This is a genomic window from Micromonospora sp. CNZ296, assembly GCF_007827635.1.
In genome coordinates this window covers 180,692-194,152 of sequence record NZ_VISW01000003.1, presented here as the reverse complement: position 1 = coordinate 194,152, position 13,461 = coordinate 180,692, and the positions used below count along the sequence as shown (strand labels likewise).

Here is a 13,461-nt window from a genome sequence, read left to right as displayed (position 1 = left end):
GGGCTTCCTCCTGTCGACGCGTGGTTCATGAGAGACATTTCGGGGGATGGTACCGGTCTGTCGGGAAAACCAACGGGTTGCACTGATTGTCCGACCGGATGTGACCTTCTGTTCATGATCGACGACGGCCCTCCGGGGGCGGCCCGGGGTTCAGACTTCCACCTCGTCGCGTACAGGCCCCACGCATGCTACCCGCAGAGCGGCGACGATCGCGGCCGCCATCCGGGGCACCTCGGTGGCCTCCAGCGGGGCCCGGGAGATCGCCATCCGCCAGTAGACCGGGCCGACGATGAGATCGACGGCGGCGCGCCGGTCGGTGTCCGCGGACAGCTCACCGCGCTCGACCGCCCGGCCGATCAGGATCCGGCCGATGGCCTGCTGGTAGTCGTCCAGGGCGGCCTGCAGCTTCTCCGCGATCTGCGGGTTGCGGGCCGCCTCGGCCAGCAGGTCCGGGATGATCTGCGCGGCCAGCCGGTGACGCAACGCACGCGCCATCACGTGCAGCAGGATCTCCAGGTCACCGAGGAGGCTGCCGGTGTCCAGCAGCGGGATGTTCCGCCCCGCCACCGCCGAGACCATGTCCAGCACCAGGTCGAGCTTGGAACGCCAGCGGCGGTAGATGGCGGTCTTGCTCACACCGGCCCGGCGGGCCACCGCCTCGATGGAGAGGCGACCGTAGCCCACCTCGGCCAACTCCTGCATCACGGCGGCGCGGATGGCACTGGTGATCTCCCCGCGCAGCACCGCCGCGCCGGCCGGGGCACGCCTCTTCTCGGTCGTCACGTGGAACAATGTAGCGCAACGACGGTACGGTTGCGTCCCGACGTTCGGTGGACTACCTTCCATGCAGCAGCGAGGCGGCTCCTCCCCGCCCGGCCACGCTGGATCTCATTCACCGCACTGCTCCCCATCAGCACGAAAGATCGGAGCGCCTGAACATGGCCAACACCGCGGTGGCCGACCCCGAATCCGGACTGACCCGGGCCCAGCTGGCCCAGCGGTACGGGCTACGGGTGGCCGGGGAACGACCCGCCCTGGGCGAGTACGCCCGCAGGTTGTGGGCGTACCGGCACTTCATGACCGCGTACTCGCGGGCGAAGGTCGCCTCCTCGCTGAGCAACACCCAGCTCGGTCAGCTCTGGCAGGTGCTGACACCGCTCACCAACGCGGCGGTCTACTTCCTGATCTTCGGCGTGATCCTGGCCCAGCACCGGAACGTGCCGAACTTCATCGCGTACCTGTGCACCGGCATCTTCATCTTCATCTTCACCCAGACCGCGGCGTCCAACGGCACCAGCGCGATCACCGGAAACCTGGGCCTGATCCGGGCGCTCCAGTTCCCGCGGGCCGCGCTGCCGATCACCGTGACGCTGGTCCAGCTCCAGCAGCTGCTCATGTCGATGGTGGTGCTGGCCGCGATCGTGCTGCTGACCGGCGAGCCGATCACCTTCCGCTGGGTGCTGATCGTCCCCATGCTGCTGCTCCAGACGATCTTCAACGTCGGGCTGAGCATGGTGATGGCCCGACTCGGCTCCAAGGCCACCGACCTCAAGCAGGTCATGCCGTTCGTGATGCGCACCTGGCTGTACGCCTCGGGCGTGCTCTACCCGGTGGCGCTCATCCGCGAGCACCTGCCGAACTGGGCGGCGAACATCCTGGAGTGGAACCCGCCGCTGGTCTTCATCGAGCTGGCCCGCTACGCGCTGCTCGACTCGCACCAGCCGAACCTGATCAGCTCCCCGCTGAAGCTGTGGGCGATGGGCCTGTTCTGGGCGGTCGTGATGGGCATCGGCGGGTTCGTCTACTTCTGGCGCGGAGAGAAGGAGTACGGCCGTGGCTGAGCAGACCCTGCCGCTGAACGCCGGCCCGGTGACCGACTCGGGTCGCGTCCCCACGGTGGTGGTGGACGACGTGCACGTGATCTACCGGATCCACAAGGGCGCGAGCGGCGGCACCACCCCGGTCTCCGCGCTCAAGCGGATCGTCTCCCGCACCAAGGCGCCGAACATCCGCGAGGTGCACGCGGTCAAGGGCGTGAGCTTCACCGCGTACGAGGGTGAGGCGATCGGCCTGATCGGCAGCAACGGCTCCGGCAAGTCCACGCTGCTGCGCGCCATCGCCGGGCTGCTCCCGCCGGCCCGCGGCGCCGTCTACACCAAGGGCCAGCCGTCGCTGCTCGGCGTGAACGCCGCGCTGCTGAACGACCTGTCCGGCGAGCGCAACGTGGTGCTCGGCTGCCTGGCCATGGGCATGCCGCCGGAGGAGGTCAAGCGGATCGCCCCGGAGATCATCGAGTTCTCCGGGATCAACGAGCGCGGCGACTTCGCCTCGCTGCCGATGCGCACCTACTCCTCCGGCATGGGCGCGCGGCTGCGCTTCGCGATCTCCTCGGCGAAGAAGCACGACGTGCTGCTCATCGACGAGGCACTGGCCACCGGCGACCGCAAGTTCCGGGTCCGCAGCGAGCAGCGGGTCCGCGAGCTGCGCGACAGCGCCGGCACCGTCTTCCTGGTCAGCCACTCGATCGGCTCGATCCGGGACACCTGCGAGCGGACCATCTGGCTGGAGAGCGGCGTCCTGAAGATGGACGGCCCCACCAAGGAGGTCTGCGACGCGTACGAGAACCAGAAGTAGCGCCCTGGAGCGCACCGCACCGGGTTCCGCCCGGAGCGGTGCGCTCCGGCGTACGCGTTAAGGTTTTCGGATCCATCCCCTTTCACCCAGAGTGAGGTACGGCAATGACGCAGGACCACACCACCGCACCGGACGCCGCGCCGGCGAGCCCGGCACCCTGGCGCCCCGCGCGTACGGTGGCCGTGATCCTGGCCGGGGGGACCGGCACGCGCCTCGGGCTGGGCATCCCGAAGCAGCTCCTCAAGATCGCCGGTAAGCCGATCATCGAGCACACCCTCGCCGTCTTCGAGGCCGCGCCGGAGATCGACGAGATCATCGTGCTGATGGCCACCGGTCACGTCGACGACGCGCGGCGCATCGTCGCCGACGCCGGCTTCCGCAAGGTCACCAAGGTGATCGAGGGCGGCGAGACCCGCAACGACACCACCCGGATCGCGCTCGACGCGGTCGGCGAGGGCGACGTCAACATCCTCTTCCACGACGCGGTCCGCCCGCTGGTCAGCGCCCGGATCGTGCGCGAGTGCGTCAACGCGCTCTGGACGTACTCGGCTGTCGACGTGGCCATCCCGTCCGCCGACACGATCATCCAGGTCGACGCGGACGACTGCATCACCGACATCCCGGTCCGCTCCCGGCTGCGCCGCGGCCAGACCCCGCAGGCGTTCCGCTCCGGCACCATCCGCGAGGCGTACCGCCGCGCCGAGGGCGACCCCGACTTCGCCGCCACCGACGACTGCGGCGTGGTGCTGCGCTACCTGCCCGGCACGCCGATCAAGGTGATCGACGGCTCGGACGAGAACATCAAGGTCACCCACCCGGTCGACGTGCACCTGGCCGACAAGCTGTTCCAGCTCGCCGCCGCGCAGGCGCCCCGGCTGACCGACCACCGCAGCTACGCCGAGGAGCTGACCGGCCGGACAATCGTGGTCTTCGGCGGCAGCTACGGCATCGGCCACGACCTGGCCGAACTGGCCCGCGGCTACGGCGCCCAGGTCTTCCCGTTCAGCCGCTCCACCACCGGCACGCACGTCGAGCGCGCCGAGGACGTGGCCGCCGCGCTGAAGACCGCGTTCGAGGCCACCGGCCGGATCGACCACGTGGTGGTCACCGCCGGCATCCTGGAGAAGGGCGCGCTGGCCGAGATGGACTCCGAGACGATGGACCGTCTCCTGCACGTCAACTTCGTCGGACCGGTCACCATCGCGCGCCAGTCCCTGCCGTACCTCCAGCAGACAAAGGGCCAGTTGCTGCTCTACACGTCCAGCTCGTACACCAGGGGCCGGGCCCGCTACGCGCTCTACTCGGCCACCAAGGCCGCGCTGGTCAACCTGACCCAGGCGCTCGCCGACGAGTGGGCCGAGTTCGGCGTACGGGTCAACTGCGTCAACCCGGAACGCACCGCCACCCCGATGCGGACGCGGGCGTTCGGCGAGGAGCCGGAGCACACGCTGCTCTCCTCCGAGGCGGTCGCGCAGGCGTCCCTGGACGTGCTGATCTCCGACCTGACCGGCCAGGTGGTCGACGTGCGCCGGTCCCCCGGCGAGCAGGTGGCCGCCGTACCGGCGCAGCCGGGCCCGCACCGGTCCGAACTGTCCGCCGACGCCTGAACCCGACGGGACGTACCAGATGCGTGGTGACCTGGTCCGCAAGCTGCTCGCCCGGGGGCTGACCACCGGGCTGGCGGTGCTGGCCTTCCTCGTCGTGGCGCTCACCGGCGCCACCGGCTGGGGCCTGGCCCTGGCGGTCGCGGCGCTGGCCGCCACCGCCTGGGAGCGCCGGGTCCGGCCGTCCGCCGACGGGCTCGCCGAGACGGTGCTCGTGGCCGCCGGCATCCTGGTCGGCTACGCCCGTCGCCTCGACGACGGCTTCGACCCGGCGCTCGCCACCACCGCGCTGGTCCTGCTCGGCCTGGTGCTGCTGGTCGGCCCGCTGCGGCAGGCCGGCGCACTGGAGATCCGGGCGGCGAACCTGCCGGTCCGCACGTGGACACCCGTGGTCGCCGCCCGGCTCGGCGACGCGCTGCTGGTGCTGCTCGCCGTGGTGGCGCTCGCCGCCGCCCTGACGCTGCCCGCGTGGACGGCGCTGGTCGCCGCGCTGCTCGTCGGCGCCGGATGCGGGGCGGTCGCGCTGGACCTCGCCCGGCGCCGGTTCCGGCCGCCCGCCGGAGGCGGCCCGGTCGGCCGGGCACTGCGCCGCCACCAGCCCGAGTTCGTGCTGCACTTCTCCGCGCCGCCCGGCTCGGAGTACCAGGTCACCATGTGGCTGCCGTACCTGGAACGGATCGGCCGCCCGTTCGTGGTGGTGCTGCGCGAGCCGGAGCTCCTGCCCGCGGTGGCCGCCGCCACCCGCGCGCCGGTGGTCCTCTGCCCCACGCTGAAGGCGCTCGACGAGGCGCTGGTGCCCAGCCTGCGGGTCGCGTTCTACGTCAACCACGGCGCGAAGAACGCCCACCTGATCCGGTTCAACCAGCTCACCCACGTGCAGCTGCACCACGGCGACAGCGACAAGGCCCCCAGCGCCAACCCGGTCTCGGCCATCTTCGACAAGATCTTCGTGGCCGGGCAGGCCGCGATCGACAGGTACGCCCGCGCCGGCGTGGAGATCCCCGCCGACAAGTTCGTCGTGGTCGGCCGGCCCCAGGTCGAGGCGATCGAGGTACGCCGGGAGCCGGTCACCTCGCCGGCGCACCCCACGGTCCTCTACACCCCGACCTGGACCGGGCACCACGCCGACGCGAACTACTGCTCGCTGCCGGTGGCCGAGACGCTGATCCGCCGGTTGATCGACAGGGGCGCCGCGGTGATCCTGCGCGCCCACCCGTACACCGGCAAGAACCCGGCCTCGGCCCGCCAGCTCGCCCGGCTCACCGAACTGCTCGCCGCGGACCGGGCGAAGACCGGCCGGCCGCACCTGTGGGGCGCCGCCGCGGCCCGCGAGCTGACGCTCACCGAGTGCGTCAACCGCGCCGACGCGCTGGTCTCCGACGTGTCAGGGGTCATCTCCGACTGGCTCTACTCCGGCAAGCCGTACGCGGTCACCGACACCGGCGCCGACGGCGAGCACTTCGTCGAGCGGTTCCCGCTCGCGGCGTCCGGCTACGTGCTGCGGCGTGACATGTCCAACGTGGACGAGGTGCTCACCGACCTGCTGGACGCCGACCCGAAGGCGGCGCAGCGCTGGACGGCGCGGACCCGCTACCTGGGCGACTTCCCCGCCGACGCCTACGCCGAGGCGTTCCTGTCCGCCGCCCGCCGCGAGCTGGAACCCGACTGGGCGGTCCCGGCGCCGCGCGCGGCCGGCTAGAAACGCGGGCGGCCCGTCGCGGGCCGGCTCGCCCGCTCAGAGGTACGGGTCGAGCAGGGCGAGCACCGCCTCCGGGTCCTCGACGTGCGCGTTGTGGCCCAGCCCGGGCAGCGTGGCCACCGGCACGCCCAGTTCCTTGAGCTGCGCGTCGGTCACCATCGGGTCCAGCTCGCCCCGGGCCAGCAGCACCGGCACGTCGGTGGCGGCCAGCAGCACCGGCAGCCGGGGCTCCCCGACCGCGAACGCCGCCGGGTCCATGGCGAGCCGCCAGCGGCCGTCCTCCCGCCGCAGCCCCGCCTCCACCACCGGATGGTCCGGGGCGAACAGCCCGGCGAGCCCGGACACGCGCAGGTAGCGGCGGGCCGCCTCGTCACGGGTGGCGAACCAGGTGACCGGCCGGGCGGCCAGTTCCGCCGACTTCGCCAGCTCGGCCGGGGACCAGACCGCCTTGATGCCGAGCCCGACCACCGCGTCGACCGGAAGCCCTCGCTGCCGGGCCGCGAGCGCCAGCGCCACCACCCCGCCGAGCGAGTGCCCGAGCAGCACCAGCCGGTCCTCGGGGCCGAGCCGGACCGGGCCGAGCCCGTCGACCACGCGCTGGGCCAGGGCCTCGAACGAGTAGCCGTCGAGCGGCGGCGACCAGCCGTGACCCGCCAGGTCGGGGGCGAGCCAGCGGCCGGGCCAGCGGCGTTCCAGCAGCGGCGCCCAGGGCAGCCACACCTCGCCTGTGGCACCCATGCCGTGCAGGAGAATCAGGTGCCGCTTCCCCGTCGCATCGCCCATTGGCGCAGTCTGCCACCGCCCGCCCCGGACACGCGAGACCGAACCCGCCGACCCGCCCCACCCTGACGCCCCCACGCCCCACGCCGCTCGCCCTCGCCCCCGCCCCGTCCTCGCCCCCGCCCCGTCCTCGCCCCCGCGCGCCGCCCTCGCCCCGGCTCCGGCCGCCCACACTCCGCCCTCGCCGTCGATCTTGGAGTTGTGGCACCTTCCATAGCGGGTGAGCCGGACAAACTGGGCGCCACAAGTCCAAGATCGGCGCGCCAAGGCCGCATGAGGGCCGCGCCAGGGCCGGGCGGGGCGAGGGCGAGGGGCGAGCGCGGACCAGCCGCCGGGCCACCTGCGGGGCCACCAGCGCCACGAAGTCGACGGCGCCGACCTGGGCGGTGACGGACGGGGGCGAGGGAGGGCGGGACGGGGAAGGCCGGCACCCCGGGTGGGGTGCCGGCCTTCGGGCGTGCGGGACGGTCAGGCGGAGTAGCCGCGGCTGGCGATCCAGTGCGCCAGGTCGATCGTGGTGATCCAGTACGAGGGCAGCGACGGGTCGGCCGAGTCGGCGATCCGTACGGTCCGGCCGTCGTCCTTGTAGCCGACCACCGCGACGTAGTGGCCACCAGGGAACGAGTGCCAGCCGCCGTTGGTGTCGGTGGCCGTACCGGCGACGTTCGCGACGACCCCGCGGCCGTTGCTGATCGCCTCGACCACGTCGGCCTGGAGGCGGTCCATCTGCGCCGGGGTGGCCGAGCCGGGAATCATGCGGGTCCGGTACGGGTTGCCCTTGACCTGCTGGTTGAGCACCCGAGTGGTGTCCTCGGCCGAGTTGGTGCCCATCTCGGTGGTGCCGAGGGGGCCGGCGAGCGCGTCCTGGCTGCGCTCGACGCCGGCGGCGCTGAGCGCGTTGCGCACGGCGGCCGGGCCGCAGTAGAAGTAGTTGATCTGGGCCTGGTAGTCGTAGTCGAGCGACTTGCTCGACGGCGGCTTCGGCTTGGCCTTGGGCGTGGTGTCCGGGTCGGCCGTGACCTTGGCCGACGGGGAGGCGCTCGGCGACGCGCTGGGCGAGGCGGAGGCGCTGGGCGACGCCTGCGGTACGGCGATGCGGGCCTCGCTGCGGCTGGCGGGCTGCTCGCCGAGGCGGGCGGCGCCGAGGTCGGCGACCGCGGCGGTGTTCTCCTGGACCGGGGCGTCGTCACCCGCGGTGGCGACGGTGCCGGCGCCGGCGGCCAGCACGAGCGCGGCGGCCGATCCGGCGATGATCTGGTACGGGCGTTCAGTGACGATCCGTCGCAGCTGACGCTTCAGGTGGTGCTTCACGAAATCCTCCACGGGGCGTGAGCGGCACACGCCGGCCCGGCACGCGGAGGAACTCACACGTGCTGGCGGGGCCGGATGGCCGGGGGATCGGGAACGCCCGTGATGCCGGGCGCCCAGAGGGCGGTTGCCGGTCGCGCGTCAGGCGCGCGCGGGCACCGCTTCGCCGTGGAGGCGGGGGGACGATCGAGGGGTGGGCACGCGGGGTACTCCTTCCGTGGCCGCCGACCGGGTTAGCTGACGGATTCGGGCGGGAAGTACGCCCTACCGCGGGCCGTGGGCTCGCGGATTCACCCCGATGGTGCTCATGGGTCCCCGGTTCGTGGAACACGATTAGGCGGGTCGGTGCGGCGTCGCCGTCGGCGATCGATTACCGCATCGGACGCGCCGACACTACCGGTGGGTATGCCCCCTGCCAAGCGCTCCCACCTGCGTAAACGTGATCCGTGGTAACGGATTTCGGAACACCCGGTTACTGACTTCACTCAATGGGACAAGCAGTTTCGACGGCGCCCGGTGGCGGAAAGCGGACAGACGGCGACCACCCGGCCGACAATCGCGATACTCGATGACCCGTTCTGCGCCCGGCGCCCGTTTCGGTGAACCGGGTGACCGGGCTCACCACGTTCCGGGTAACGATTCGGTCGAGACGGCCGTCTCAGCCGACCCGGGCCGGGCGCCAGCGGGCGTTACGGACCGACGCGGGCACCGGCTGGGCGCTCGGCGTCGCGCTCCGGTACGCCGGGGCGGGCCGCAGCGCCACTGTGGCCGCGTACGCCTCGGCGGCGAGTGTCCGGGCGGCCTCGGCGGCCAGTTCCGCGTCCCGCCAGGCTGCCCGCTCCCGCGCGGCGGCGCTCTCCCATCCGGACCGGCGCCCGTCCCTGACGGTGCGGGCCAGCACGATCTCCTGCTCGGCCGGGTGCCGGCGCGGATCCCACCCGTTGCGGCGCGCCAGCACGTCGGCGAGCTGACGGGCGGTCAGGTCGCCCCGCCAGTGCGCCGTCATGGCGGCGTGGCGCAGCCAGCGCTCCCGGGCCGCGTACTCCGCAGGGGTTTGTGGCGTGCGCGGCGCGGCCAGCGCGGCGGCGCCGGCGAGGCGGCGGGCGGCGGCATCCGCCTCGTCGTACGCGGCCCAGGCCCGGTCCGCCTCGTCCTGCGCGGCCAGCCACTGCTCCCGGCGGCGACGGGCCGTCTGGGCGGCCCCGGCGGCGGCCACCGCCACCTCCTCGGCGTACCGGGTCAGGTCGTCGCGGCGGGCGGCGTCGGCGTCGGGCGGCTCGGGGGCGGTCTCCGGCGCGGGGTCGCGTTCGGGCCGGGCGACGAGCGCGGCGAGCAGGCCCAAGGCGAGCAGCAGGAGGAAGGACCAGATGGCGGCGGCCTCGGGCACGGAGGTGAGGAAGTGGTACAGAGCGGTCTGCGACATGGTCGGCACCTCACGGGAAGGACCTGGCGGGAGGACCCGCACGACCTCGCCGGGGCGGGCCGGTGAAGAGCCGCCGGGGCGGGTGCGGGGATGACGTGCGGTGGGTGCGGAGAACGGGCGCGGCCCGTGAGCGGGTCAGCGGGCGGGCGGTGCCCGCGGGCCGGCCGGTGCGACGGCCCGTCCGGCCGGGACCGGCTCCACGACGGCCGGGGCGGCCGCCCGGGGCGCGGGCGCCGGAACCCCGGCGGGAGCGGCCTGCCGCTCGGCCTCCGGCCGCGTCGCGGTCGAGGCGCCGGTGACCGTGCACGTCGAGGCGGCGACCGCCGGAGCCGGGGCGGCAGCGGCGACACCGGCCGGCAGCGTGGCGGCGCCGAACGAACAGGCGACGACCACGGCGAGACTGGCGAGCATCCGGGCGGTCCAGCGCGCCACCCACCACACGGGGCAGGTGAGCGCGATCGGAAGCACGGGTACAAATTACCGCCGATCCCCCACGAACGCACCGCCGCACGGCGTGTCGCGGATCGACCGGCGGACGTGTGCGCGTGTCAGTCCGGGCGACGCCGCCCGGCGTACTCGATGTCCTCGGCCGGACCGGTGACGGGCCTCGCGCCGCCGTCGGCGGCCGGGCTGGTGGCGGCGTCGGCGGGCTCGCGCGGAGCCGGCACGGCCGGTGCGCGCGACGCCGCGCGGGCCCGGCGGGACGGGCCGAGCAGGCGCATCATCGGTGTCTCCACCCAACGGTGCAGCGCGGCGGCCAGCGCGAGCGTGACCACCAGGAAGCCGAGCACCGCGACCGGGCCGCGCCAGCCGGGCAGCCCGGTCCCCCAGTGCCCGGTCAGCCGCAGCACAGTGACCATGACGAGCACGTGCACCAGGTAGAAGGCGAACGAGACCTCACCGAGCCAGACCATCGCCCGGGACCGCCAGGGGGTGGGGCGGCCGCGCACGTCGGCGTCCGCCGCGGCGGCGATGACCAGCAGGTACGCGACAGCGAGCAGCGCCGCCCAGAACTCGGCCGGGATCCACAGCGCGGCGACCACCCAGGTGGCGACGAAGAGCCCGGTGGCGACGGCGAGGTTCGGGCCGCGCCAGCGGTGCCGGCGCATCAGCTCGGCGGCGGCCACGCCCATCCAGAACTCCAGCGACCGGGTCACCGGAAAGATCTGGGTGAACCACCACCGCTGCTCCTCCGGCACGAGCTGCTGGCCGGGCCACAGCGCCAGGATGAGCAGTGGTGCCGCGACCAGCACGGTCCGCAGCACGCCGGTACGGGCCCGGCGCAGCCACGGCACCACGAGCGGCAGGCACAGGTAGAAGGCCAGCTCGCAGGAGAGCGACCAGCTCACGTTGTTGACGCTGTAGAAGTAGCCGCCCAGCGGGATCCACGCCTGGACCAGGAAGAAGTTGGCGATCGCGGCCCACGGCACGACCGGGTCGGCGAACCAGGCCGCTACGGCCAGCGCCGCGACGAACGTCACCACGTGGTTCGGGTAGATCTTGGCGAACCGGCGGCGCAGGAACGTCCACGCGCGCTCCCCGTCCCGGTACGACCAGACCAGCACGAACCCGCTGAGGATGAAGAAGAACTCGACGCCGGACAGGCCCAGGCTGAACGCCTTGTCGACCAGGGGCTTCAGGTGCGGCTCGGCGATGATCCCCATGGTCCCGGCGTGGAAGCCGAAGACCAGCAGCGCGGCCACCCACCGCAATCCGGTCAGCGACGGCAGTCGCGGGGCACGGGTGACGGTCGGCGCGCTGGTCATTCCGGGCACCCTACCCCGGGGAACCGGGACGTTCCCGGCGAGCCGACGTCCGCTCGGCTCCGCTCGGGCGGCGGATAGGATTTCCGTTCTGCACGCGCGGGCACCCACCCGGCTCCCGCCCGCACGCCGTGCCGTACGGAAGGTGAGCGAACCGGATGCACCAGCGGATCCTGCTCCGCGCCCGCAAGGGCCCGTTCGACGTCCTCACGCCCGAGGAGACGTTCGCCGGCAACTGGATCGGGGACAACAGCGGCAACCTGGTCTTCAGCCACGCCGCACACAAGCTGCTCGCCACCTCCACGGCCGAGATCACACCGACACGCACCCCGGCCGACCCGCGTCTCGCCGACGAGATCAACGAGCGGCACGACGTGTTCGTCGTACCGCTGGCGAACGCGTTCCGGCGCAGCTTCGTGCACCGCCTGACGCCGCTGACCCGGCTGATCGAACGGCTGAAGATCCCGGTGGTGGTGCTCGGCGTCGGCGTGCAGACGAACGTCGACGGCGACCGCGAGTACCTGCGGCCGATCGACGAGCCGGTCCGCGCGTTCTGCAAGGCCGTGCTGGACCGGTCGCACAGCATCGGCGTACGCGGCGAGGTGACCGAGAGCTACCTCAACGCGCTGGGCTTCTCCGCCGTGGAGCAGATCGGCTGCCCGTCGATGTTCCTGCACGGCGACACGTTCCAGCTGGAGAAGAGCCGCCCGGAGCTGACCGCCGACTCGAAGGTCGCACTGACCATCTCCCCGTACGTCCGCTCGATGGCCGCGGTGGTCCGCCACCACCAGGAGCGCTACCCGAACCTCTGCTACGTGCCGCAGGACCTGCGCACGCTCGGCACCCTGCTCTACGGCGACGCGCCCGAGCACCGGGGCCAGAGCAGCGACATCCCGCTGCACACCTCGCACCCGCTGTTCGCCGAGGACAAGGTGCGCATGTTCGTCGACCCGTGGACCTGGATGTCGCACCTGTCCGGGTACGACTTCGCGTTCGGCACCCGCATCCACGGCACCATCACCGCGCTCGTGGCGGGCACGCCCGGCTACCTGTTCGCGCACGACTCGCGCACCCTGGAACTGGCCCGCTACTTCGGCATCCCGCACCGGATCATGCGGGACGTGCCGGCCGACGTGGACGCCGCCGACCTCTACGCGGAGGCCGACTACACAGCGCTCAACGACGGCCACAAGGCCCGCTTCGAGACCATCACCGCGTTCCTACGCAAGCACGACCTCGGCACCTCGTTCGCCGACGGCGACAGCGCCGCGCGCTTCGACAGGCAGGTCGGCGAGACGGTGTTCCCGCCGGCCGTCCGGCCCGCCGCCGCCACCACGCCGGCCGAACTGCTGACCCGCATCGAACGGCTGCGCGACGAGAACGCCACGCTCACCGCCACCATCGACGCGCTGCGCTCGCAGCAGCTCCGGGAGCGGATCAAGCAGGCCGTCCCGGGCAAGGTCCGCCGGATGCTGCGGCGTTGATCGTCGTACGCCTGTTCGAGAGCGGGGTACGATCGGCTGCGTGTCCGACGCGTACCAGCCCTCGATGCTCGACCTGGCCGAGCAGGGCCCGACCCTGGGCCCGCTCGCCGGGGCGCTGCGCCGGCACGAACTGAGCCGGGGCGCCTGGGTCGATCACCTGCCCGGCTGGGTGCGCGGCTCCGACGAGGTGCTCGACACGCTGCGCCACGACGTGCCGTGGCGGGCCGAACGCCGGACCATGTACGACACCGAGGTCGACGTGCCCCGGCTGCTCTGCTGGTACGCCGCCGGCCGGCCGCTGCCGCACCCGGTGCTCACCGCGGCCCGGGACGCGCTCACCCGGCACTACGCGCCCGAACTGGGCGAGCCGTTCGTCACCGCCGGCATGTGCCTCTATCGCGACGGGCGCGACAGCGTGGCCTGGCACGGCGACACCCTGGGCCGCTCCGCGCACACCGACACCATGGTGGCGATCGTCTCGTTCGGCTCCCCGCGCGCGCTGCTGCTGCGCCCGCGCGGCGGAGGCGGCGGCAGCCTGCGGTTCCCGCTCGGCCACGGCGACCTCGTGGTCATGGGCGGCTCCTGCCAGCGCACCTGGGAGCACGCGGTGCCGAAGACCACCCGGCCGGTCGGCCCGCGGGTCAGCGTCCAGTTCCGTCCCACCGGCGTCGCCTGAGCCGGGGCGGGCCCCCATCGCCGCAGGGCACGTGCTAGAAACAACTCCCAGGGTCGATCACGCCCCCGTCACCCGATGACGCGAAGGGCG

12 protein-coding genes and 1 riboswitch are annotated in these 13,461 nt (G+C 73.0%); of the genes, 6 read left to right on the top strand and 6 right to left on the bottom strand.

Annotation, left to right across the window (positions count from 1 at the left end; all coding sequences use genetic code 11):
* Positions 1-150: 150 nt before the first annotated feature.
* Positions 151-783: a TetR/AcrR family transcriptional regulator gene (locus FB455_RS06425; RefSeq protein WP_145752627.1), complete on the bottom strand. Its 633-nt coding sequence runs from the start codon at positions 781-783 to the stop codon at positions 151-153.
* Positions 784-938: 155 nt separating this feature from the next.
* Between FB455_RS06425 and FB455_RS06420 the strand changes: the two genes are divergently transcribed.
* The 4 genes from FB455_RS06420 to FB455_RS06405 all read left to right on the top strand — a co-directional run bounded on the left by FB455_RS06420 (position 939) and on the right by FB455_RS06405 (position 5,937).
* Complete coding sequence (locus tag FB455_RS06420) at positions 939-1,841, top strand: ABC transporter permease (protein WP_013285260.1); 903 nt, start codon at positions 939-941, stop codon at positions 1,839-1,841.
* Complete coding sequence (locus FB455_RS06415) at positions 1,834-2,634, top strand: ABC transporter ATP-binding protein (RefSeq protein WP_013285259.1); 801 nt, start codon at positions 1,834-1,836, stop codon at positions 2,632-2,634. Before FB455_RS06420 ends, FB455_RS06415 begins: the two co-directional genes overlap by 8 nt.
* Positions 2,635-2,738: 104 nt before the next feature.
* A complete protein-coding gene (locus FB455_RS06410) occupies positions 2,739-4,241 on the top strand; it encodes a bifunctional cytidylyltransferase/SDR family oxidoreductase (RefSeq protein WP_013285258.1) in 1,503 nt (500 codons plus the stop codon).
* Positions 4,242-4,260: 19 nt separating this feature from the next.
* The gene (locus FB455_RS06405) at positions 4,261-5,937 is read left to right on the top strand and encodes a CDP-glycerol glycerophosphotransferase family protein (RefSeq protein WP_145752625.1); all 1,677 of its coding nucleotides are present in this window, start codon (positions 4,261-4,263) and stop codon (positions 5,935-5,937) included.
* A 36-nt stretch (positions 5,938-5,973) separates the two neighbouring features.
* Here the strand turns inward: FB455_RS06405 and FB455_RS06400 are convergent, their stop codons facing one another.
* The 5 genes from FB455_RS06400 to FB455_RS06375 all read right to left on the bottom strand — a co-directional run bounded on the left by FB455_RS06400 (position 5,974) and on the right by FB455_RS06375 (position 11,214).
* Entirely contained in the window at positions 5,974-6,720 is a 747-nt protein-coding gene (locus FB455_RS06400; RefSeq protein ID WP_013474728.1) for an alpha/beta fold hydrolase, read from the bottom strand.
* Between the two features lie 465 nt (positions 6,721-7,185).
* Positions 7,186-8,040, bottom strand: a complete 855-nt coding sequence (locus FB455_RS06390) for a C39 family peptidase (protein ID WP_176921687.1) — start codon at positions 8,038-8,040, stop codon at positions 7,186-7,188.
* A 192-nt stretch (positions 8,041-8,232) separates the two neighbouring features.
* Positions 8,233-8,375, bottom strand: a riboswitch (cyclic di-AMP (ydaO/yuaA leader).
* Positions 8,376-8,683: 308 nt separating this feature from the next.
* Positions 8,684-9,448 (bottom strand): hypothetical protein, encoded by a 765-nt coding sequence (locus FB455_RS06385; protein WP_145752623.1) that lies wholly within the window; start codon positions 9,446-9,448, stop codon positions 8,684-8,686.
* A 135-nt stretch (positions 9,449-9,583) separates the two neighbouring features.
* Positions 9,584-9,916, bottom strand: coding sequence for a hypothetical protein (locus FB455_RS06380; protein WP_145752621.1), 333 nt, complete (start codon positions 9,914-9,916; stop codon positions 9,584-9,586).
* Positions 9,917-9,996: 80 nt separating this feature from the next.
* Entirely contained in the window at positions 9,997-11,214 is a 1,218-nt protein-coding gene (locus FB455_RS06375; protein WP_145752619.1) for an acyltransferase family protein, read from the bottom strand.
* A gap of 155 nt (positions 11,215-11,369) precedes the next feature.
* Between FB455_RS06375 and FB455_RS06370 the strand changes: the two genes are divergently transcribed.
* Together FB455_RS06370 and FB455_RS06365 are read left to right on the top strand one after the other, a co-directional pair.
* Complete coding sequence (locus FB455_RS06370; protein ID WP_013285252.1) at positions 11,370-12,695, top strand: polysaccharide pyruvyl transferase family protein; 1,326 nt, start codon at positions 11,370-11,372, stop codon at positions 12,693-12,695.
* A 40-nt stretch (positions 12,696-12,735) separates the two neighbouring features.
* Positions 12,736-13,371 carry an alpha-ketoglutarate-dependent dioxygenase AlkB gene (locus tag FB455_RS06365; protein ID WP_013285251.1) on the top strand — a complete coding sequence of 212 codons (636 nt, stop codon included), beginning with the start codon at positions 12,736-12,738 and terminating at the stop codon, positions 13,369-13,371.
* Positions 13,372-13,461 lie beyond the last annotated feature (90 nt).

Excerpts from the sequence above, each read along its gene's own strand:
- FB455_RS06410 (WP_013285258.1), top strand. The coding sequence starts at position 2,739 with ATGACGCAGGACCACACCACCGCACCGGACGCCGCGCCGGCGAGCCCG.
- FB455_RS06370 (WP_013285252.1), top strand. The coding sequence starts at position 11,370 with ATGCACCAGCGGATCCTGCTCCGCGCCCGCAAGGGCCCGTTCGACGTC.
- FB455_RS06420 (WP_013285260.1), top strand. The coding sequence starts at position 939 with ATGGCCAACACCGCGGTGGCCGACCCCGAATCCGGACTGACCCGGGCC.
- FB455_RS06405 (WP_145752625.1), top strand. The coding sequence starts at position 4,261 with ATGCGTGGTGACCTGGTCCGCAAGCTGCTCGCCCGGGGGCTGACCACC.
- FB455_RS06400 (WP_013474728.1), bottom strand. The coding sequence starts at position 6,720 with ATGGGCGATGCGACGGGGAAGCGGCACCTGATTCTCCTGCACGGCATG.
- FB455_RS06375 (WP_145752619.1), bottom strand. The coding sequence starts at position 11,214 with ATGACCAGCGCGCCGACCGTCACCCGTGCCCCGCGACTGCCGTCGCTG.
- FB455_RS06385 (WP_145752623.1), bottom strand. The coding sequence starts at position 9,448 with ATGTCGCAGACCGCTCTGTACCACTTCCTCACCTCCGTGCCCGAGGCC.